This window comes from Pseudoalteromonas sp. MMG007 (assembly GCF_018100985.1).
In the GTDB taxonomy this organism is placed as follows: Bacteria; Pseudomonadota; Gammaproteobacteria; order Enterobacterales; family Alteromonadaceae; genus Pseudoalteromonas.
The window spans coordinates 23,584-45,681 of record NZ_JAGJEI010000006.1 but is presented as its reverse complement, the minus strand read 5'-3'; the positions used below and the strand labels follow the sequence as shown (position 1 = coordinate 45,681).

Annotated in this window: 18 protein-coding genes and 1 pseudogene; 9 read left to right on the top strand and 10 right to left on the bottom strand. The window is 39.7% G+C overall.

The window, feature by feature from the left end:
- Positions 1-11: 11 nt before the first annotated feature.
- Entirely contained in the window at positions 12-782 is a 771-nt protein-coding gene (locus J8L71_RS09315) for an NADP-binding protein (protein ID WP_211000419.1), read from the bottom strand.
- A 248-nt stretch (positions 783-1,030) separates the two neighbouring features.
- Here J8L71_RS09315 and J8L71_RS09310 point away from each other — a divergent pair.
- The 4 genes and pseudogenes from J8L71_RS09310 to J8L71_RS09295 form a co-directional block, all read left to right on the top strand.
- Positions 1,031-1,219 (top strand): annotated as a pseudogene (locus J8L71_RS09310) (hypothetical protein); the annotation flags it as partial.
- Between the two features lie 374 nt (positions 1,220-1,593).
- Positions 1,594-4,302, top strand: a complete 2,709-nt coding sequence (gene secA / locus J8L71_RS09305; RefSeq protein ID WP_211000302.1) for a preprotein translocase subunit SecA — start codon at positions 1,594-1,596, stop codon at positions 4,300-4,302.
- 60 nt (positions 4,303-4,362) lie between these two features.
- The gene (gene mutT / locus J8L71_RS09300; protein ID WP_058547631.1) at positions 4,363-4,761 is read left to right on the top strand and encodes an 8-oxo-dGTP diphosphatase MutT; all 399 of its coding nucleotides are present in this window, start codon (positions 4,363-4,365) and stop codon (positions 4,759-4,761) included.
- 5 nt (positions 4,762-4,766) lie between these two features.
- Positions 4,767-5,834 carry a phosphotransferase gene (locus J8L71_RS09295; RefSeq protein WP_211000301.1) on the top strand — a complete coding sequence of 356 codons (1,068 nt, stop codon included), beginning with the start codon at positions 4,767-4,769 and terminating at the stop codon, positions 5,832-5,834.
- A gap of 100 nt (positions 5,835-5,934) precedes the next feature.
- Here the strand turns inward: J8L71_RS09295 and J8L71_RS09290 are convergent, their stop codons facing one another.
- The 3 genes from J8L71_RS09290 to pmbA form a co-directional block, all read right to left on the bottom strand.
- A complete protein-coding gene (locus J8L71_RS09290; RefSeq protein WP_211000300.1) occupies positions 5,935-8,010 on the bottom strand; it encodes a M13-type metalloendopeptidase in 2,076 nt (691 codons plus the stop codon).
- A 257-nt stretch (positions 8,011-8,267) separates the two neighbouring features.
- The gene (locus tag J8L71_RS09285; RefSeq protein WP_211000299.1) at positions 8,268-8,750 is read right to left on the bottom strand and encodes a DUF721 domain-containing protein; all 483 of its coding nucleotides are present in this window, start codon (positions 8,748-8,750) and stop codon (positions 8,268-8,270) included.
- A gap of 117 nt (positions 8,751-8,867) precedes the next feature.
- Positions 8,868-10,217, bottom strand: coding sequence for a metalloprotease PmbA (gene pmbA, locus J8L71_RS09280; protein WP_211000298.1), 1,350 nt, complete (start codon positions 10,215-10,217; stop codon positions 8,868-8,870).
- A 144-nt stretch (positions 10,218-10,361) separates the two neighbouring features.
- Here pmbA and yjgA point away from each other — a divergent pair, with 144 nt between their 5' ends.
- Entirely contained in the window at positions 10,362-10,895 is a 534-nt protein-coding gene (yjgA, locus tag J8L71_RS09275; protein ID WP_211000297.1) for a ribosome biogenesis factor YjgA, read from the top strand.
- A 112-nt stretch (positions 10,896-11,007) separates the two neighbouring features.
- Positions 11,008-12,381 (top strand): oxygen-independent coproporphyrinogen III oxidase, encoded by a 1,374-nt coding sequence (hemN, locus tag J8L71_RS09270; RefSeq protein WP_211000296.1) that lies wholly within the window; start codon positions 11,008-11,010, stop codon positions 12,379-12,381.
- Positions 12,382-12,457: 76 nt separating this feature from the next.
- Here the strand turns inward: hemN and J8L71_RS09265 are convergent, their stop codons facing one another.
- The 3 genes from J8L71_RS09265 to J8L71_RS09255 form a co-directional block, all read right to left on the bottom strand.
- On the bottom strand, positions 12,458-12,973 hold the full coding sequence (locus J8L71_RS09265) for a DUF2489 domain-containing protein (protein WP_211000295.1): 516 nt from the start codon (positions 12,971-12,973) through the stop codon (positions 12,458-12,460).
- 12 nt (positions 12,974-12,985) lie between these two features.
- Positions 12,986-13,582, bottom strand: a complete 597-nt coding sequence (gene yihI, locus J8L71_RS09260; RefSeq protein ID WP_211000294.1) for a Der GTPase-activating protein YihI — start codon at positions 13,580-13,582, stop codon at positions 12,986-12,988.
- A gap of 748 nt (positions 13,583-14,330) precedes the next feature.
- Positions 14,331-14,963, bottom strand: coding sequence for a c-type cytochrome (locus J8L71_RS09255; protein WP_211000293.1), 633 nt, complete (start codon positions 14,961-14,963; stop codon positions 14,331-14,333).
- A gap of 283 nt (positions 14,964-15,246) precedes the next feature.
- Between J8L71_RS09255 and yihA the strand changes: the two genes are divergently transcribed.
- The gene (gene yihA / locus J8L71_RS09250; RefSeq protein ID WP_211000292.1) at positions 15,247-15,912 is read left to right on the top strand and encodes a ribosome biogenesis GTP-binding protein YihA/YsxC; all 666 of its coding nucleotides are present in this window, start codon (positions 15,247-15,249) and stop codon (positions 15,910-15,912) included.
- 3 nt (positions 15,913-15,915) lie between these two features.
- On the opposite strand, the gene J8L71_RS09245 is transcribed toward yihA, so the two are convergent.
- The 3 genes from J8L71_RS09245 to polA form a co-directional block, all read right to left on the bottom strand.
- Entirely contained in the window at positions 15,916-16,434 is a 519-nt protein-coding gene (locus J8L71_RS09245) for a DUF1285 domain-containing protein (protein WP_211000291.1), read from the bottom strand.
- Positions 16,431-17,018, bottom strand: a complete 588-nt coding sequence (locus tag J8L71_RS09240) for a YceI family protein (RefSeq protein WP_211000290.1) — start codon at positions 17,016-17,018, stop codon at positions 16,431-16,433. Before J8L71_RS09240 ends, J8L71_RS09245 begins: the two co-directional genes overlap by 4 nt.
- Before the next feature lie 487 nt (positions 17,019-17,505).
- Complete coding sequence (gene polA, locus J8L71_RS09235; RefSeq protein WP_211000289.1) at positions 17,506-20,241, bottom strand: DNA polymerase I; 2,736 nt, start codon at positions 20,239-20,241, stop codon at positions 17,506-17,508.
- A 524-nt stretch (positions 20,242-20,765) separates the two neighbouring features.
- On the opposite strand from polA, the gene elbB reads away from it, so the two are divergent.
- Positions 20,766-21,413 (top strand): isoprenoid biosynthesis glyoxalase ElbB, encoded by a 648-nt coding sequence (elbB, locus tag J8L71_RS09230; protein WP_211000288.1) that lies wholly within the window; start codon positions 20,766-20,768, stop codon positions 21,411-21,413.
- Positions 21,414-21,638: 225 nt separating this feature from the next.
- Positions 21,639-22,034, top strand: a complete 396-nt coding sequence (locus J8L71_RS09225) for a cytochrome c5 family protein (protein ID WP_211000287.1) — start codon at positions 21,639-21,641, stop codon at positions 22,032-22,034.
- Positions 22,035-22,098: the final 64 nt, after the last annotated feature.

Genomic DNA, 22,098 nt, shown 5'->3' with positions numbered 1-22,098 from the left:
CACAATTCAGTTTAAATTGCGTACTGATAGCTAAATCCTAATGCTTCAATAGCTGAGCCCAGCACCTTACGCTCAGCCACTTCATCGCTTGTAAAGGTGGGCATTTCGCCGCCATGCTCTGCACATTTTTGAGCATAATAATTCGCTTTCGTTGGGTGTGAGGGGTTCACCACATTGTAAATATTTTGCCCAGTATTAAAGTTTTCGATTACCGAAAAAATAGCATTTATTACATCTTGTTGGTGCACCATATTAACCACTTGTTGACTCGATGTGTTTAGCTCTTTACCTGCAACAAAACGACCTGGCTCACGATTTGGCCCAAGTAACCCAGCTAAACGCAGTACTTTACCGCCTTGTGCGAGTACTTGCTCTTCAGCATCGTATAGTTTTATTTGTCGCTCATTTGTACACGATATCTCACTAGTTTCGCTATAAATACCAGCTTCTTGGTCATACACCCCGGTGGATGAGCATAATATAAAGCCTTTTGCATTTAGCTGTTTAGCAAGAATAAGTGCCGCGGCTAAGGTCTCTGGATAGTTGCTCTGAGTGTTACGGCTACGCGGAGGGATAGCGCACACCCAATAGGCATCGCGTAAATCCACTTCGTGTTTTAGCTTGCCATCAACTAATGTAAGTTGGCGCTGAAAATCATCGCTATGCTCTTCACTTTGGTGAGTGCCCTGTACATCCCAACCTGCTTGCTTGGCTTGTACACACAATGCATGACCAAGCCAACCCGCTCCTAGCACTACTAATTTATTAGCTTTATCTTTCATTTTTTGCATAACCCTTCATTTTAAACGCATAATTAGTGCTGTCTATCTGACTTCGTAGCGATTTTAAGTAAGATACAACTTACTAAATAACAATAATACGTACACTTATGCTAAATAATTTATCATTACGGAAGAAAATATTATTATTAATTGGTGAAACAATCACAGTTTTACTAATAATAGCTTCAACTTTTTTTGTTAAATATATCGCAGACCTTTCCAGAGTTAACATAGAGCGCGAAGCACCAAGTTATCAAATTGCCACCTCTACTGAGGAGCAAACTGTGGTCTCAGAGGATATTAATACCAGCCTTTCGGCAATAAATAACTTAGTAAATAGTACAGCCGATCATGCTTATACACTTGCCGATGAAGCGCCTGATTTAAGTGACTTAGCAACTGCACTTAATAAAACGGTTAACCAGTTTAAATTATAAAATGCGGGGCAGTGATGTAGAGCGCTAAGTATACAACTTAAGCGCTTACTCCCCCCCTTGTTTTTAATTTATTAATCACCATATCTTTACAACTTGCGGCTATTTTTAGCGTAATTAAATCAGTTAAAGTAATTTTTACGTACGAGATCAAAATTTTCTGTTTTAAATACACATCTTTTTGTTGAGATAGTTTGTTGTTTGCCAGAGTCTGGTATAGTAGCGCACGTAATAAACAGTGCTTTTTGAGCACTTTAATACAAAATTGCTAATTAATATGTTCTACGTGTTATGTAAAAGCACATATTAATTACCAATTGTAAAAAATGGGTTAGCCGACACTCGGTTAACAAAGAATACATTGTAACGGTTTTATCATGATATCTAATTTATTTACCAAGATTTTTGGTAGTCGCAATGACCGCACTATTAAAAACCTAAGAAAGACGGTCGCGCTAATCAATGCGCTAGAAACGCAATTAGAAGCGCTTTCTGATGAAGATTTAAGAGCTAAGACAGCTGAGTTTAGAGAACGTTACGACAACGGACAAAGCCTTGACGACATTTTACCAGAAGCATTTGCTGTGGTACGTGAAGCGTCAAAGCGTGTAAATGGTATGCGTCATTTCGACGTACAGCTATTAGGTGGTATGGTTTTACATCAAGGTCGCATTGCAGAAATGCGTACCGGTGAAGGTAAAACACTCACAGCAACACTTCCAGCCTACTTAAATGGCTTAACAGGCAAAGGCGTACACGTAATTACCGTGAACGACTACCTTGCTAAACGTGATGCTGAAACTAACCGCGAGTTATTTGAGTTCTTAGGCCTAACTGTTGGCTGTAACGTACCTGGCATGATGCCACAGCAGAAAAAGCAAGCTTATACTGCCGACATTACCTACGGTACAAATAACGAATTTGGTTTTGACTACCTTCGTGACAACATGGCATTTAGCATTGATGAACGCGTACAGCGCCCATTGTTTTATGCAGTAGTGGATGAAGTAGATTCAATCCTAATCGATGAAGCACGTACACCGCTTATTATTTCAGGCCCTGCTGAAGATAGCTCTGAGCTATACATCGAAATCAACAAAATAGTGCCGCTTTTAGAGCTTCAAGAAAAAGAAGACGAAGAAGGCGTTGAAGGCGATGGCGATTACACAATCGACGAAAAGTCTAAGCAAGTTCATTTAACTGAACGTGGCCAAATTAAAGTTGAAGACTTATTAAGTGAGCGCGGTTTAATTGAAGAAGGCGACTCGCTTTACTCAGCAAGCAGCATCACCCTTTTAAGCCATGTATATGCAGCACTACGCGCTCATAAGCTTTATCAAAAAGATGTTGATTACGTTGTTAAAGAAAACGAAGTCATTATTATCGATGAGCATACAGGGCGTTCAATGGAAGGCCGCCGCTGGTCTGAAGGTTTACACCAAGCTGTTGAAGCTAAAGAAGGTGTAAAAATTCAAAACGAGAACCAAACGCTTGCTTCAATCACTTTCCAAAACTACTTCCGTTTATACGAAACGTTAGCAGGTATGACAGGTACAGCCGACACTGAAGCATTTGAATTTCAGTCAATTTATGGCCTAGATACTGTAGTTATGCCAACTAATAAGCCGATGATCCGTGATGATCGCGCCGATTTAGTTTACCTAACGCAAGAAGAAAAATACGAAGCCATTTTAATTGATATTAAAGATTGCCAAGAGCGCGGACAACCTGTGCTTGTAGGTACTATTTCGATTGAAAGCTCTGAGTATTTATCACAGTTTTTACGCAAAGAAAAAATTAAGCACAACGTACTTAACGCTAAATTCCATGCGCAAGAAGCTGACATTGTATCGGATGCAGGTTTACCTGGTACTGTTACTATTGCAACCAACATGGCCGGTCGTGGTACCGATATCGTGCTTGGCGGCAATTGGAACAGTGAAGTTGAAAAACTAGAAAATCCAACAGATGAGCAAATTGCTGAAATTAAAGCAGCATGGAAAGTTCGCCATGATGCAGTAATTGATGCTGGCGGTTTACACATCATTGGTACTGAGCGCCATGAATCGCGCCGTATAGATAACCAATTACGTGGTCGTTCTGGTCGTCAAGGTGATGCCGGCTCTAGTCGTTTTTACCTATCGATGGATGATGCGCTAATGCGTATATTTGCCGGCGAGCGCATGACTAACATGATGCGTAAACTAGGCATGCAACGCGGCGAAGCAATTGAGCACCCATGGGTTAACCGCGCAATTGAAAACGCACAACGCAAAGTAGAAGCACGTAACTTTGATGTACGTAAGCAACTACTTGAATACGATGATGTAGCAAACGATCAACGTCGTGTTGTTTACTCTCAGCGTAACGAACTGCTTGAAGAAGGCGATATTTCAGAAACTATCACAGCTATCCGTGGTGATGTACTTGCTGGTGTTATTGACCAGTACATTGCACCGCAAAGCCTTGCTGAGATGTGGGATGTGCCTGGCCTTGAAGAGCGCTTAAAACAAGACTTCCTAATTGAGCTGCCTATTTCACAATGGCTAGCTGATGACAATAAACTCTACGAAGAAAAACTTCGTGAGCGTATTGAGCAAGCGGTTGAGCAAGCTTACAAGCAAAAAGAAGAGCAAGTTGGCGACTCTGTACTACGCCAGTTTGAAAAAGCGATTATGCTACAAAGTCTTGATCAGCACTGGAAAGATCACCTTGCTGCAATGGATCACCTACGCCAAGGTATTCACTTACGTGGTTACGCGCAAAAGAATCCTAAGCAAGAGTACAAACGCGAGTCGTTTGAACTGTTCTCTGAAATGCTTGAAAACTTAAAAGTTGATGTAGTTGGCATTTTAAGTAAAGTACAAGTACGCGCAGAAGAAGATGTTGAAAAAGTAGAAGAGCAACACCGCAAGAGTGAAAACGCTCCTCGCGAATACCAACATGAAGAAGCTGAGCACGTAGGCGGCGAAGCACCTCAAAGCGCAACCGTAATGGCTAGAACAGAGCCAAAAGTTGGCCGTAATGATCCGTGTCCTTGTGGTTCAGGTCACAAATTCAAACAGTGTTGTGGTAAATTAAAATAACCACGTATTGTAAGTAATTAAAAAGCGACGCTAGCGTCGCTTTTTTTATGGAGTAAAAATATGACAATAAAAATAGTAAATGTAGCCGTTGGTGTTATTAAAAAAAACAATGCCATATTTATTTGTAAGCGCGGTGATGAGCAACACCAAGGTGGCTTGTGGGAATTTCCGGGTGGCAAAGTAGAAGCTGGCGAAAGCGTATTTGCAGCGCTTAAGCGTGAACTAACAGAAGAAGTAGGAATCACAATTCACAGCTCCAGCCAGCTAATGGTGATTGAGCATGACTACGGTGATAAATGTGTAAAACTCGATATTCATGTCGTTAGTAATTTTAGCGGTGAAGCACGTGGCGCTGAAGGACAACCAAGCGAATGGGTAGCCATTAGCGAGCTTAGTAACTACGACTTCCCTGCGGCTAACGCTGATATTATTGAAAAAATACAAGCTCGATACGCGTAAGTAAAATGAATACGTTAATTCAAAATAAGTTGAGTGAGCTTTTAGCGCTAAACCCCGAACAAACTCAGGTTAGCGCTATAGGTAGCGGGCACATAAATACGACGTGGCTGCTTAGTAATGCATCGCAGCAATTTATTGTGCAAAAGCTCAATACCCATGTATTTAGATACCCTGCGCACCTCATTAATAATGCAAAATTAATTGAGCAGCACTTATACGCTAAAAAGCAAAGTAACAGCTACCCGCTTGAGATTGTTAAACACATAAGCACACGCAGCAACGAGTACTTAATAAGCATTGAAAACGAGCAGTACCGAGTACTTAACTTTATTAGCCAAAGCTTTAGTGAAGATGTGGTTAAAACCACAGAGCAAGCACATCAGGCAGCTTTAGCATTTGGCACCTTTGCAAACGCCCTTCACGATTTTGACGCCACATTGCTTTACACTGTTATTGAGAATTTTCATAACTTAGCTATGCGCTTTAAGCAATTAAATTCAGCTATCAATACAAGTGCAGAGAAGCGGCTCACTCGCTGTGAAAGCGAAATAGCCTATTGCTTGTCGCAGCAGCATTTAATTAAAGAACTCAGTGACATAGCCTCTGACTTACCTATTCGCGTATGCCATAACGACACTAAAATAAATAATATGCTGTATTGTAGTAATACGCATAAAGCAAAAGCGGTTATCGATTTAGATACCTGTATGGCAGGGTTTTTACTGTACGACTTTGGTGACATGGTACGTACATTTTGCTGCGCTGAGGCAGAAGATTCGACCAACCTTGATAAAGTAGTTATTCGTAAAGAGATTTTTGAGGCGCTCGTTAAGGGCTACCTAGCTCCCCTTCAGCCTGTTATGAGTAAGTCAGAACAATCAAGCTTGTTGCTTGGCGCTAAAATTATGCCGTTAATGCTTAGCGTGCGTTTTTTAACTGATTACTTAAATAACGATGTGTATTTTAAAACCACTCATGCAGAACATAATTTAGAACGAGCTCAAAACCAATTAGCTCTGTACAAAAATATTTTAAGTAATGAAAGCTGGATGCATAAAACCCTCATGCAATAGCAGCAATGTTATTGGTATAAAAAAACCAGCAAGCTAAACACTTGCTGGTTTTTTATTAACTAACCTAAATTTTGGTTAAGCTAATTAAAATAAATATCAATTACCAAATTTTTACGCGATCTTCTGGTTTGATATACATTTTGTCGCCTTCTTTTACGTCAAACGCTTCATAAAATTCTGGCATGTTCGACAAGATACCGATTACACGGTAGTGGCTTGGTGAATGTGGGTCTGTCATTAAGCGGTTACGTAACTCTTCATCACGATACTTACGACGCCAAATTTGAGCCCAGCCCATAAAGAAGCGTTGATCGCCTGTGTAACCATCAATTACCGGCGCTTTGCTATCGCCTAAAGATAACATATATGCTTTATGCGCTACGGTTAAGCCACCTAAATCACCAATGTTTTCGCCAAGCGTTAGCTCGCCGTTAACACCTGCATCTTCAAACGGTTTGTACTCATTGTATTGTGCCACTAGTGCACCTGTGCGCTCTTCAAACTGTGTAAGGTCAGTCTCGCTCCACCAGTTACGTAAGTTACCGTCACCGTCGTATTTAGCACCTTGGTCGTCAAAACCGTGGCCTAGTTCGTGGCCAATTACCGCGCCAATTGCACCGTAGTTTACAGCATCATCTGCTTCTAAATTAAAGAATGGCGGTTGTAAAATGGCGGCAGGAAATACAATTTCGTTATTTACCGGATTATAATAAGCATTTACCGTTTGCGGCGTCATGTGCCACTCAGAGCGATCAACAGGCTTGCCTAATTTAGCAATCATGTCTTTGTAAGCCCATTCACTGTAACGAATGTAGTTACCTACTAGTTCATCTGAATTGATTGTAAGCTCAGAGTAGTCTTTCCACTTATCTGGGTAACCAATTTTAGGGGTAAATTTATTTAGCTTCTCTTGGGCAGCAAGCTTAGTTTCAGGGCTCATCCACTCAAGGTTTTCAATAGCTACACCGTAACCTTTAATTACGTTATCAACTAGCTCTTCCATACGCGCTTTCGCTTCTGGCGGGAAGTTATCTTTAACGTACACTTTACCTAAAATTTCACCCAGTACACTGTTAGAAGCATCAACTGCTTTTTTCCAAAGTGGCGCTTGCTCTTCTACACCACGCAATGTTGTGCTGTAAAAGTTAAATTTAAGATCAACAAAATCGTCACTAAGTAGCTGTGCATAGCCACTCACAAAATGGAATTTCAAATAGTTTTTCCACGTTGTTACGTCTGTGTTTTTATACACATCGGCAAATGCTTCTAGGTAGCTTGGCTGACGCACAATAATTTCTTGTATATCCACACCAGCGTCTTTAAAAAACGTAGCTAAATCAAAATCGCCCATTAGTTTATCAGCATCGGCAACCGTCATCTTATTATACGATTTTGTTGCATCACGGCTTTGTACTCGGCTCCATTGTGCATCAGCTAAAGACTTTTCAAATGCGATAACACTTTTAGCGGCTTCAGATGCATTTTTAACACCTGATTTAGCTAAAATATCGGTCATGTATTGCTCATAAGCTGCACGAATTTTAGTAAACTTTTCGTCATCTTTTAAGTAGTAGTCACGATCTGGTAAACCAAGGCCCGATTGCGATAAGTACAACGCATATTCGCTTGAATTTTTAGCATCGTTATTTACAAACCAACCAAATGGTAAGCTAGCACCTTGCTTTTGAATTTTAGCCATAAGGCCAGCTAAATCAGCTTTAGACTCAACACTATCAATTGTATCTAAAGAAGGCTGAAGTGGTGTAATTCCCATTTCATTACGCGCGCCTTTATTCATGTAGCTTTTATAAAAAGCACCAATCTTATACTCGTCACTGCCCGCTTTAGCCATGTTATTAGCAGCCGCGCTTTCAAGAGCCACTTTCATCGCTTTTTGCGACTCGTCATATAACTGCGAAAAAGAACCGTAGTTAGATTTATCGCCTGGGATCTCTGTTTTAGCAAGCCACTGACCATTTATATGATAATAAAAATCATCCTGTGCACGTACAGACTCATCCATGTTGGCAAGGTCTACACCTAACTCAAGCGTTTTTTCTGCAGGGGCCGTGACTGCTGCAGTTTCGGTGGCTTTTGTTTCTTGTTGTTTTTCACCGCAACCTACTAGGCCAAGCGCAAGTGCAATACTTGCGGCGGTAATAGTTACTTTCTTCATAGTTATTCCGTTTGTTAGTTAGAATTTAATACCAACTCCATTAAATTCTTGAATATAGCAGGAATAAAAATAGCACTGCCTACACGCTTTTACTTAATGGAATGGGTATCAAGAGCGAACTCAGATAAAAGTACGCCATATGGGTATAATAAACCCCATTAAACAAACATTAAAATAGAATATGTAACAAAGTATTTTGAATGCGATGAGCAAACGAAATAGCCCTACCAATGACAAATTATTTGAATTTCAAAAAATTATTTTTTTCCGTGTAGAGCCAGGCGTTCTAATTTTTCTTTTAGAGAAGGAGGTGCTGATGCAGCAATCGCATTTAAATAATCGGAGGTTTGAGTGCTCATTTTACGAGAATTCCCCGTAGCTGCGCTTTGTGCTTGGCTTTTATTGCCAGTAGCGCTTAATCGCTGAGTAGCTTGCGGGTTTGCAGTAATTTTTATTTGCCCAAGCTCAGCCATTCCTGCTGCTCTAAAGTGTGACTGCATATCCATTTTCAAATAATTAAGCTTAAGCGCGATAGAAGCCGATACAGCCTCAATCATTAACGTACCATCACGGTAGTTACTCACTCTGCACTTTTCGCTCAGCTTAGGTCCTAAAAACTCTTTTAATAGAGTTTGCTGCTTATCAAGTGCTTGGCTTTTACCTGCATAGGCCGACAAGCGGTTGTTAAGCCCCGCCATAATGTCGGTTAGCGGCTTTGGTGCATATCTATCTTTTGCCATTTAACACCCCATAAATTTAAATAAAGCATTGTTAAGCCAAGCACGTAAATGTTTGACTTAACTGAGCGCTTTTATATTATACCAATTCGCCTAATTAAGTATTATTGCAAATTGCTATTAAGCGCCTGCTATTTGCATTTGCTCTATAAGTACTGAGCCAGTTTGAATACCGCCTCTGCGCTCAATATCGCCACCAATTGCACTAATGCCTTTAAACATATCTTTTAAATTTCCGGCAATAGTAATTTCACTTACAGGGTATTGTATCTGGCCGTTTTCGACCCAAAAACCAGCTGCTCCACGCGAGTAGTCACCCGTAACGGTGTTTACACCCTGGCCCATAAGCTCAGTAACTAGTAAACCAGTACCCATGGTTTTTAATAAAGCCGATAAATCGTTATGAGTTTGTTCAACTAACCAGTTATGTATACCGCCAGCATGGCCTGTTGGCGTCATATTCATTTTACGTGCAGCGTAACTTGCTAATAAATAGGTTTGTAGCTCGCCACCTTGGATTATTTCACGATCAAGCGTTTTAACCCCTTCGCTATCAAAAGGCGATGATGCTAAACCTTTTAAAATATGTGGGCGCTCAGCTATATTTACACAGTTACTAAATACCTGTGTGCCAAGGCTGTCGAGTAAAAAACTCGACTTACGATAAAGTGCACCACCACCAATGGCCGATACTAAATGGCCAAACAGTGAATTAGCAATATCAGCTCTAAAAATAACAGGCACTTTCATAGTCCCTAGTTTTTGGCTGTTTAGTTTAGCGAGGGTTTCTGCAGCGGCTTCAAGCCCAACCGCAGCGGCATCATTTAAACCAGCTTGATCGCGCGCAACGGTGTAAGCAGAGTCGCGCTGCATATGCTCGCCTTCTTTACCTATTACCATAGTGCTAATGCTATGACGAGTCCGAGGAAAACCTGCAATTAAGCCATGGCTGTTGCCATATACACGTAAACCTTGGTGCGATGAAAAGCTGGCACCGTCTGAATTAACAATTCGCTCATCTGCATTTAATGCAGCTTGCTCTGCGGCATGACAAAGCTCAATACCTTGCTCTGGGCTTACATCCCACGGGTGGTATAAATCTAAATCTTTTGGTGCAAACTCAAGTAATTCTTTATCAGCAACGCCATTAAATGGGTCATCAGATGTAAATTTAGCTATGTCTATCGCTTTTTCTACAACGGTACGCAGTGTTTTTGGATTCAAATCGGCGGTAGACGCAGAGCCTTTATTATTACCAACGTATACACTTATACCTAAACCACCGTCTTGGTTAAATTCAATGGTTTCTACTTCACCCATACGTGTACTAACCGATAAACCAGATGTGCTCGACATCGCAGCTTCTGCAGCTGTTGCACCCAACTTTTTTGCATGCTCAAGCACTTCGGCTACGGCATCTTTTACTTGAGAGATTTGAGAATAAATTGGATCGTGTTGTTGGCTTTTCATAAATTAAGTCCTGAGCCTTAAGGCAATATTGCACGCATTTTTTATAGTTAAATGCTAACACACTCACTGCACCACATCAGCTAATATTAATCACTAAAAGAATCGCGTATAATGGCAAAAGTTATTTTTATTTAAGAGCACCCCATGGCAAAGAAAAAAGGCAAGCCTGCTGAAATTGAAGAAGAAATTATATATGTATCAAGAACGGAGCTTAAGCGCGAAGCGCAAGAGTTTCATCAGTTAGGTTCTGAAATTGCCAAAATGGGTAAAAAACAGCGAGAGCGCCTACCATTAAATGACGATTTAAAAGAGGCCATGGTTGTTGCTGATAAAATTAGTAATAAAAGTGATGCTTACCGTCGTCACTTAAACTACATTGCAAAAACGCTTCGTACTGTAGAAAACATCGAAGAAATTAAAGCAATAATCGATGTAATGCTAAATAAAAATAACCAAGCTGAAGTATTGGTTAAAAAAATTGAGCAGCTTCGCGCAGACTTAATTGAGCAAGGTGATGATCTAATTAATGACACCATTGAGCAGTTTCCTGAGCTAGACCGCCAACAGTTACGCCAGTTAGTTCGTAATGCGACCAAAGAAGCTAAAGCTGAAAAGCCTGGTAAAGGTTACAAAGAGTTATTTCAGTACCTTAAAGATGCTCATACAGTGACTTACTAGCGTTAAAAATAAAGTTAAAAAGGTGCTGCGGCACCTTTTTTTGTTGTAGATCAAAAACTCTGCTTACAAAGCTTTTTATAATTTGCACCTTATTAATATAAAGGTGCGCGTGATGATAGAACTTCCAAAATGGGATGATTCCCTAATAAACAAATATAATGTTTCTGGTCCTCGCTACACCTCTTACCCTACGGCACTTTCTCTTAGTGAAGGTTACAACCAGCAAGACTTGCTAAGCGCCATTGAGTCATCATCTAGTCGTTCACTATCTTTGTATATACATATTCCGTTTTGTAGCCAACTTTGTTATTACTGCGGCTGTAATAAAATTATTACTCGTCATCAATCAAAAGCAGATGTGTATCTAGATTACCTTGCTAAAGAGATTAAAGCCCAAGCTTCCCTATTTAAACACTACACCGTAGAGCAATTACATTTAGGTGGTGGAACTCCCACTTTTTTAAATACCAAGCAAATGACTCGCTTAGTGACTTTATTAGAGCAGCATTTTGATTTTACTCATACAACTGAGCGTGGAATAGAGATAGACCCACGCTCACTTAGCGACAACATGCTCGTTGATTTGCGTGTGCTAGGCTTTAACCGCGTATCGTTTGGTATTCAAGATTTTAATGACGAGGTACAACTTGCTGTAAATCGCCCACAACAAGCCAGTAAAGTTAAACAACTAATTACTCAAGCGCGCGAGCTTGGTTTTAAATCAATTAATGCAGATATGATTTATGGGCTTCCACTACAAACACCTCAAAGCTTTAAGCATACTATTGAGCAATTAATTGCGTTAAACCCTGACCGTGTATCGGTATTTAATTACGCACATTTACCGGAGCGCTTCGCTGCACAGCGTAAAATTAAAAATGCAGATTTGCCTAGCGCGCATGACAAACTGACTATGTTCAAAAACACTCTTGAACAAATGACTCAAGCTGGATATCAATTTATTGGCATGGATCATTTTGCTCGCCCCGAAAACGAGCTAGCAACTGCACAAAACGAAGCTAAGCTACACCGTAACTTTCAGGGTTACACCACACATGGTAACTGTGATTTACTGGGCTTAGGTGTATCGTCTATTTCACAAATTGGCAGTGCTATTTTGCAAAATCAAAAAGAGCTAAAGCAATATTATCATGCAACCGAAACACAAAGCGGCTGTGCGATTAATAAAGGGATGCATTTAAGTACTGATGACATAATACGTGCTGATGCTATTAAACAGCTTATTTGCCAGTTTGAGCTTAATACAGAAGAGTTTGCCAATAGGCATGGTATTGAATTTAATAGTTACTTTGCAGATGCTCTCACTGCACTTATACCGCTAATAGATGATGCCATGGTAACAATCAATAACAATACGATTAAAGTAACGCCGCGCGGTAATTTATTTATACGTATAATTTGCATGTGCTTCGATGCTCACTTACAAAAACAAATTAACGCAACGCGATTTTCCAGAGTAATTTAGCCTGAACTTTGGGAAATAAATACATCAACATAAAAAAAGCAGACCTAGGTCTGCTTTTTTACATTATCAATAGTACTTAATTAAACACTACTTTATCGCTGCCAGGAGCCGCTTTAAACTCTACAATAATTTTTGCGCAATCAGCTTTTATAGCATCATTAAGCTTTTCTTCTGCGCGCCAACGAGCCGTGTCTTGTTTAAAAATCTCTTTTTTAGAGTATTTTTTACGAGCATCATGCGTTGGCATTTCTTTAACTACTTCGTACATTTCAAAAATGCCAGGGTACTGAACCGTTAAATCACGCTCATCTTCAAATGCGTATTGAGACATAAGTACCCAAATACGCAAACACCCTTCTGAAAACTCACACTGCTCTTCGTTCATTGCACGAGCAATTAAATGAATGCTGTCGGCCAATTTAGCATTACGCTCTAAACGTGACTTTTTAAGCTTTTTTTGCTGCTCAGCTTGAGTTTTTGCAATTAGCTTTTTTTGTGCACTTAGCTTATAAAGCAACTGACCCGCATAAAATGCTAAGCCAGCAATAATCGCAGCACCTACAAATAAGGCTATGATCAACGCTGTACTCATTATTTGCCCTTACTATTTGTCGTCTTCGTCTAGCCATTCATTGGCTAAATCGTCAGATAAGTATTGATCGAAGTCAGCGTTGCTTTCACTTGCAAAGTCATCTTCGAAATCATCTTCAAACTCGTCTTCATCCTCATCTTCAATACCAAGGATTTTACATAAGGCCTGATGGCGAGCAATACGGCTATTAAAGTACTTAGCATCTTTACCGGTTAGCATTTCACCTTTTTCATGGCGCTCGACTAATTTTAGTAAGCGCTCATCATTTTCAAGCGCTTCAAGCTCTTGTTCTGGTGTAATCTCAGGCTCAGTAACCTTTTTAAGTTCAACCGTAGGTTTTAAGTTACGTTTCATTTCAACTTTAGGTTCAGGTGCTGTAGCAATTAATGGCACCGCTTTTTTACTGCCTACACGCTTATCTTTGGGCGTGTAACCGCCTTTTTGGCTATCATTATCTAATAGCTCAGGAGCGTTACGAGAACCAGGCTTAGCACCTTTGGTTTTTTTTACTCGCTGCTCTTTCAATGCGCGCATTTCTTTAAGTTTGTCTTGGCTTAGACGAACAGGTCCATTTGATGGGCTTTTGCGTGACTTTTTAGTTCTACTCATATCTTGATCATCTCACTTAAGAGGTTTTGAGCGAGGCGCAACTTAATGGGCATCGCAGTGCTGGCCTAGCCAGAAGAATTCAGTTTGCGCTATAGAGGTTGGGTTACTCATTAAAAAGCGCCTTAGCTAATAATCGCTAATTTTAAACGGTGGGTATTGTAACAGGACAAATAAAAAGGCGGTAGAGAAAACATCTCTACCGCCTGCTAATCTGAGCGCCATTATCTGGACACTTCTCCCTTCGACTTTTTAGTCTTTATTATTTTTATTATTATCAGTCCGTTTTGTTATTATGAATACCTTCCATGTAACATTCCCTTTTGTTTTTATTATTAAACTTCCATGAGCTTTTTATTATTCTCGGTCGTCCTGACTCTTTTTTATTATTTCCTTTAGTAGCAACATCTTGTGCTATGTAGCCGTGTCGCGCCATTTTCCTTTAGCATAATCCATTTTGTTATTGTTGTTTTGCGACAGTGGTTAATTTACTCGTTAATAATTTTGTTACAACTGGTTTATATAACTTTTATTATAATGATTACATTAACATGAGATGAAGTATTTAATTTTCAATTAGTTAACTTTAAACAAAAATTTAAAAGAGGACTTTTCTTACAGCTTAATATGGTCAATGTCTCACATAGACGAAGGGTTATATCGGTAAATTAACATACAAAAAAAGCAGCCTAAGCTGCTTTTTTCAACACATTATAGTGTATTATCTAGTGACGGCTTGATAAATACGACTTTAGTGTAAACCACCTAAGTACTGAGAAAGTACTTCAATGTCTTTATCTGTTAATTTCTTAGCTATATCGCCCATCATGCCGTTTAGGTCATTACTACGCGTGCCATCGCGGAATTTTTCAAGTTGAGACTTGATGTATTCTGGATGTTGAAAAGAAATTTTTGGAAACTTAGCTAATGATGAACCGTTACCACGAGGGCCATGACATGCTGCACATGATGGAATTCCACGTTCTGCATCGCCCGCTTTAAAAAGCATTTTACCAACTTCAACCACATCTTTAGGTGTTGAACCTTCAGACATATTCAATGAAGAGAAATAGGCAGCTAAATCTTTCATGTCTTGCTCGCTAAGTGGCATCGCCATAGCGCTCATAACCGGATCCATACGACCTTCTTTACCGCCAGAAGTCATACCTAATTTTAAATCCTGAAGTTGCTTAAGGATATAATCTGGATGTTGACCTGCAAGCTTAGGGTAGATATTAACCGGCGCATTACCATCTGGGCCGTGACAAGCCGCACACGTTGCTGATTTTTCTTTACCTGCGTTTACATCGCCATCGAATGCTGTTGCGTTGCTTGCTGACAACGCACCAAGCAATATTGTTAAAGATAGTGCTATTTTTTTCATGGTGAATTCTCTGTTTCCGACCCTGTATCATCTACAATATAGATAGTTGTAATACATGTATTCTACACGATAAAAAATTCTCTGGCACGTTTTCTACTCATATTAAGCTTATAAATTATAGGGTTTTGACCTAGATTAAGCTTTAAGTGTCTTTTAATGTGCCATTTGTGCTGCTTTAAGGTGTTTAAATACGCTTTTTAATACATCCTTTATAGTATAAAATACGCGCCCTGAGTGAATTTAGTTTACTCAACATGACCATTTTTAAGTTTTAGGAGAGCCTGTGCTCAAATCTCGTATCAAATATAATACTGCGTCTTTCGTAACAAGCGCTCCAGACATTACTAAATTACCTGCTGATACGGGAATTGAAGTCGCGTTTGCTGGTCGCTCTAATGCAGGTAAATCAAGTGCACTTAATGCGCTTACAGATCAAAAGCTAGCTCGTACCAGTAAAACACCAGGGCGTACTCAGCTAATCAATACCTTTGAACTTGCCGATGTTGACAACATGCGCTTAATCGATTTACCTGGGTATGGTTTTGCTAAAGTGCCAATTGAAATGAAAAAGAAATGGCAAAAGTCGTTAGGTGAATACCTGCAAAAACGCCAAAGCCTAAAGGGTATCGTGGTATTAATGGATATTCGCCATCCGTTAAAAGACTTAGATAAAGATTTAATTAACTGGGCTATAGGTAGCGAAATACCAGTACTTGCCCTTTTAACAAAAGCAGACAAGCTTAAGCAAGGTGCGCGTAAGGCACAGGTATTACAAGTACGTCGTGAATTAAGCGAGCTTGATGGTGACATTACTGTACATGCATTTTCATCGCTTAAAGGCACAGGCTTACCTGAAGTTGCTAAAAAGCTAGATGAATGGTACTTAGGTCCCGTTGTAGCAATTCCACCACAAGACAAACAAAGCGAAGAAACAGACCCTAACGCTTAATTGCTAAGAAAGATAAAACTTTTCTTCTGCTGATTTTATATAATAGCCGCGCTCATCTTCTGCGGCTATTTCAGCCCACTGATAAAACACACTTCTATTTATACGTGCACAGCAACCATACGGTAGCTGTAAATAGGGCACGGCTATACCTTTATAGTTTTGTATAGCTAATGGCTGATCAGCACTTATGAGCCATTGCCTAGCAATATTATCTATACAACACAAAACCTTTCCTTGTGCTGTATTTTCAAAACGCCAGTCCACAATTATAAATGGCGCATCTTGCACCTCTATCGCTATTTTTTCGACTGGGGTTTTTAGGTAAAACTGCGTACCTTCTTTACATAAAACACTGGCGAATAGCTTCACCATAGCAATGCGAGTTATCTCACTGCCATCGTAAAACCATTGCCCTTGCTCATCAATAACAATTGGCAGCTCACCACAATGAGTTGGCTGCCAGCTGTCAAACGGTTTGCTTGGCTCGCTTAATTGTTTACTAAGCTGTGCAAGTGAGATCACTGTTTTTTAAGTGTTAGTGCAAATGTAACGGGTACAGCTGTCGCTATTGACGGTAATCCCGCTAATTTTTGTAGCTGTTTAACACCTTCCGTTACGCCAAAATCATCACTATTAATAATAATCGGTGTGAAAGATGACACGCTTAAGTCACCGTTTTGTAAGCTAGTTACTAACACATCTATTTTGAATGGCTTTTTATTTCCATGAAAATCAAGTTCAGCATCAATACCTTTAAGCACATGCTGGCCTGGCTTTTTAACACGACTAAGTTCTTTAGCTAAATCAGCACTTAAAACAGCATTTGGAAATTTACTCGCTTCAAATAATAGTTTAGCTAAACGCTCATTACGGATTGGGATAAGCGTTTCTGCAGAGCTTAAGTCGACATTTACGCTAAACTTACCGCTATCTGTAAGCATGCCCTCGAGGTTGGTAAAGTGATGGGCCTCTGCAACTGAATCTTTTTTAATTGATACAAAGCTCAATTGGCTTTTATCATTAACAAGCTGCCAATCAGCCTGAGCAACATTAGAAATGACTAAACTTGATAAAGAAAAACCTGCAATAGCTAATGCTTTAAACATAACGCACTCCTTAGTAATAAAATGAAAATAATAGGAATCAAAATAATAGCACTTTGATGGTATCACCTGAGATGTACCCAAACCACCTCAAAGTAACGAATGGATAACGCGATAAGCAAAATTAATAAAGCTGAGTTTTTAGGAGCAGAATAAAAAACGGCCCACCAAAAATATGGCAGGCCGGTATAGCAAACTGGGGAGAAGCTATCAATTTGTTGCACCCTTTCAGATGCATCATCAACAGGATGTCCTACAGGATGAGGACGGGCGGGACTTTAACAAAAGAGCGCATAAAAATACAATGATATTCCTTAAAAACAGTTCGAATTGACGAACATATAACTATTTAATACAAATAGTTGCTTAAATTAACCTACTTTTAACTAAACCTTGTTCACAGCAAAAATCTAAATCATTATTGCGCTAGTTTTTTACAGTCATAAAAAAAGCGCCTAGTGGCGCTTTAAAGTAAATAAATAATTAAGTATTAGTGAGCTTGTTCCCAGTTTTCACCTTCATCGGCTTCTACTATTAAAGGCACATCAAGTGTGGCCGCTTGCGACATGAGTTCACAAATTTGTTTTGTGTACGCTTGTGCACAATCCGTTTTAATCTCAAATACCAGTTCATCGTGAACTTGCATAAGTAACTTAATCGTATTTGGTGCCTGCTCGCTTACCCAGCTATGTACACTTAACATTGCTTTTTTAATAATGTCTGCCGCTGTGCCTTGCATTGGTGCATTAATTGCTGCACGTTCAGCACCTTTGCGTCGAGCGCCATTGCGCGCATTGATTTCTGGTAAATGCAGGCGACGACCAAAAATAGTTTCAACATACCCATTTTCAGCGGCTTTTCCGCGGGTTGTTTCCATGTATTCAAGTACACCAGGGAAACGCTCAAAGTATTTATCAATATAGTGCTGCGCTTCGTGGCGTGGCACATCAAGCTGACGCGCTAAACCAAAGGCTGACATTCCATAAATTAAACCAAAGTTTACTGCTTTAGCTTTACGGCGCATATCTGTGGTTACATCATCAAGCTCAACACCAAACACTTCAGCAGCAGTTGCACTGTGAACATCTAAACCGTTTGCAAAGGCATTAAGTAGGCCTTTATCTTGCGATAAGTGCGCCATAATACGCAGCTCAATTTGGCTGTAATCGGCAGCTACAATTTTATAACCTTCTGCGGCTATAAAGGCTTCACGAATACGGCGTCCCTCTTCAGAGCGAATTGGTATATTTTGTAAGTTAGGATCGGTTGAGCTTAAACGCCCTGTTGCTGTAACCGCTTGATGATAAGACGTATGCACACGTTGCGTTTTCTCATTGACCATTAACGGTAATTTGTCGGTATACGTTGATTTAAGCTTAGATAATCCGCGATGTTCAATAATTACTTTTGGTAATGGATAATCATGAGCAAGCTCTTGCAGTACCTCTTCAGCCGTTGAAGGCGCACCTTTAGGTGTTTTTTTAATAACTGGCAGCTCAAGCTTTTCAAATAATAGAACTTGTAATTGTTTTGGTGAGCTTAAGTTAAATGGTTCGCCCGCTATTTCAAATGCTTCTTTTTCAAGTTCAAGCAAACGCTCACCTAAGCGTTGACTGTGCGCTGCAAGCATGTTGCTATCAATTGCTACACCTGTGCGTTCAATATCCGAAATAACATTTACCAAAGGCATTTCTATTTCTTCAAATACCGATTTTAGCTTTTCATCTGCCTCTAGTTTAGGCCACAGCACTTCGTGTAAACGCAGAGTTATATCCGCATCTTCAGCAGCATAAGGCGCGGCTTTTTCAAGCTCAATTTGGTTAAAGGTTAGCTGCTTTTTACCTTTGCCAGCAATATCTTCAAAACTAATATTTTTATGGCCTAGGTATTTAAGTGCTAATGAATCCATGTCATGGCGTGTGCCTACGCTATTAAATACGTACGACTCAAGCATAGTGTCAAACTTAATACCGTTAAGTTCATAACCGGCATTAGCCAGCACACTTTTATCGTACTTAAGATTTTGTCCTACTTTGGCTTTATTTTCATCAGCTAAAATTGGCCCAAGTTTTTGCATTACAAACTCAAGACTTAATTGCTCTGGTGCTCCTGGGTAGTCGTGCGCAACAGGTAAGTAAGCTGCTTCACCCGCTTTTACTGAAAAGCTCATACCGACTAACTGCGCTTGCATATAATCAAGGCTGGTTGTTTCGGTATCAAACGCAAATAACTCGGCACTGTTTAACTGCTTAATAAGCGTATCAAATTGTGATTCGGTTAAAATAGTTTCGTAATGTGCATCTTCAACTTTTGGCAGCTCATTTGCCTCAGTAGGCACATCTAAATGTGTATCTGCGGTTTTAGGATCATCCAATAGCTCAGCTAACCAACGACGAAATTCGCATTCACCATATAATGCAATTAACTCATCTTTATTTGGCTCTTGAAGCTTAAAGGTATCAAGATCAGATTCAACCTCAACATCACATTTTATTGTTGCAAGCTCATAGCTTAAAGGCAGATGATCAAGCGCTGTTGCTAACTTTTCACCAATCTTACCTTTAATATCGCCTGCGTTATCCATTACACCTTGAAGCGATCCGTATTTTTGAAGCCACTTAACAGCTGTTTTAGGACCGCACCCTTCAACACCTGGTATATTATCAACCTTGTCACCCATCAATGCTAAATAATCAATAATTAGCTCTGGACCTACCCCAAATTTTTCTACTACGGTTTGTGGGTCTGAAATACTGTCGGTCATGGTATTAATAAGTGTTACATGCTCATTTACAAGCTGAGCCATGTCTTTATCACCCGTTGAAACGAGTACATGACGTTTTTGCTCTGATGCAATGCGTGCAAAGGTGCCAATTACATCATCGGCTTCAACACCTTCAATGCTAATAAGCGGAAAACCCATTGCTTTAATAATGCTGTGTATTGGTGCTATTTGCGTGCGTAAGTCGTCCGGCATAGGCGGGCGGTTAGCTTTATACTCGCTATACATATCATTACGAAAAGTTTTACCTTTGGCATCAAACACCACTACCATGTGCGACGGATCATATTGTCTGATCAGGCTTTTAAGCATGTTGATCACACCGTAAATAGCCCCGGTAGCCTCGCCTTTTGAATTAGTTAAATGCGGCGGAGAATGATAAGCACGAAATAAATATGAAGAGCCATCAACTAAAATGAGTGGGTTTTCGGGGATCTGAGCCATGGTGAATTTGGATCCTAAATACAAAAAATTAAGGTAATTGTAAGCATGCCATAAGGCAGTAAATAAAACGACTGTGAATTATCATCCGTCGTGGTATATAAATTAGAGCAAGCTGTGGATAAGTATGTAGATAACAGCCACAGGCTATTCTTCCGAAGCAATATGAAATGCTTAGAAAATACTTTAACTGCTTGTTTTTGTTTAAAAAAGATAATACGAGGTTCTTTTTTTATTATTTTAAACCAATGTGGAAAAAGGTTTTCTAACTGTTACATCCGCTGTTAGTCACTTTGATTATTTGTATCCATTTAAATAACCGGAGGAGTATTCTAGCATAATGGATCAAAGATCATAGCGATCCTTTATAATTTTTTTAGAGGCGAAGTGATCGCAAATGGCATAAACCGCAAAATAACTTGCTCAGCGAATGCTTTTTATACTAAAAATTTATTTTAACGAGAAATTTTGAGCATGTTAGACTTCACCCAATCGACTTATGAAAATGATTTTAGGAGCACAAAAGCATGAAAAAAGTAGCCGTAATTTTAGCAGGGTCTGGTGTTTTTGATGGTAGTGAAATTAATGAAGCTGTACTTAGCTTATTACATATAGCTAAAAATGATGCTAACTATCAGTGTTTTGCACCAGATATAGCGCAGCATCACACTATAAATCATATCACGGGTGAAGAAATGCCTGAAACGCGTAATGTGCTTGTTGAAGCCGCACGAATTGCTAGAGGCGACATTAAATCGCTGAAAGAATTAGACGTACAACAATTTGACGCGCTCATTGTTCCTGGTGGTTTTGGTGCAGCAAAAAACTTATGTGACTTTGCTCTTAATGGTGCAAATGCAACTATCAACGCTGGGGTACTTGAAGCGGGTAAAGCATTTGCAAAAGCTAAAAAGCCAGCAGGTTATATGTGTATAGCTCCGGCTTTGATCCCCTTTATTTATGATGATGCTTCACTTACTATCGGCACTGATGAAGATATTGCAAACGCATTAACATCGCTCGGCTCTAAGCACGTAGACTGTGCGGTTGACGATATTGTAATTGATCAATCAAACAAATTAGTAACCACCCCTGCATATATGCTTGCACAATCGCTTGTTGAAGCCGATGCAGGGATCGAAAAACTTGTACGCAGCGTATTATCTATGAGCTAACTTAAAATGACTTTGCTTGTAATGTAGCACATTAACTTTATTTGTTTACTTTACAAAATAACGTTAATTTTTAAATTTTATTGCGTTAACGCAAAAATTAGTCAGTTTTATTAATAAAATAGCCTCTTAGCGTTTTATAAATTGCTTCAGAGAGTTATAATCGGTTTAATTTCCGTCATCTATAATCGTGATTGATCACGTTCAAATCGAAGTGAGCAAGGCAAAATGAAAAAACTAACAGCTGCAGCATTAGTAATGCTAGCAACCACCGCATACGCACAGCCATATGATAATTCTATGACTGAAGATGCAATAAAAAAACGTCTCGCGCCGGTTGGTGCTGTATACCTTGAAGGCGACAAAGCGGCTGTTGCTGCTGAGCCTACAGGCCCACGTTCAGGTGAGCAGGTTTACCAAGGTGCTTGTTTTGCATGTCATGGTACTGGTGCATTAGGCGCGCCTAAATCAGCTGATGACTGGGCACCGCGTATAGCCAAAGGTAAAGATACTTTACTTGAGCACGCACTAAATGGTTTTAATGCAATGCCGCCTAAAGGGACTTGTATGGATTGTTCTGATGACGAGATTAGCGCTGCTATCGATTTCATGACATCTAAGTAAATACTATTTAGTAATGTAAGAAGGCTTACCTTAGGTAGGCCTTTTTTAATGCCTTTTTAACGCT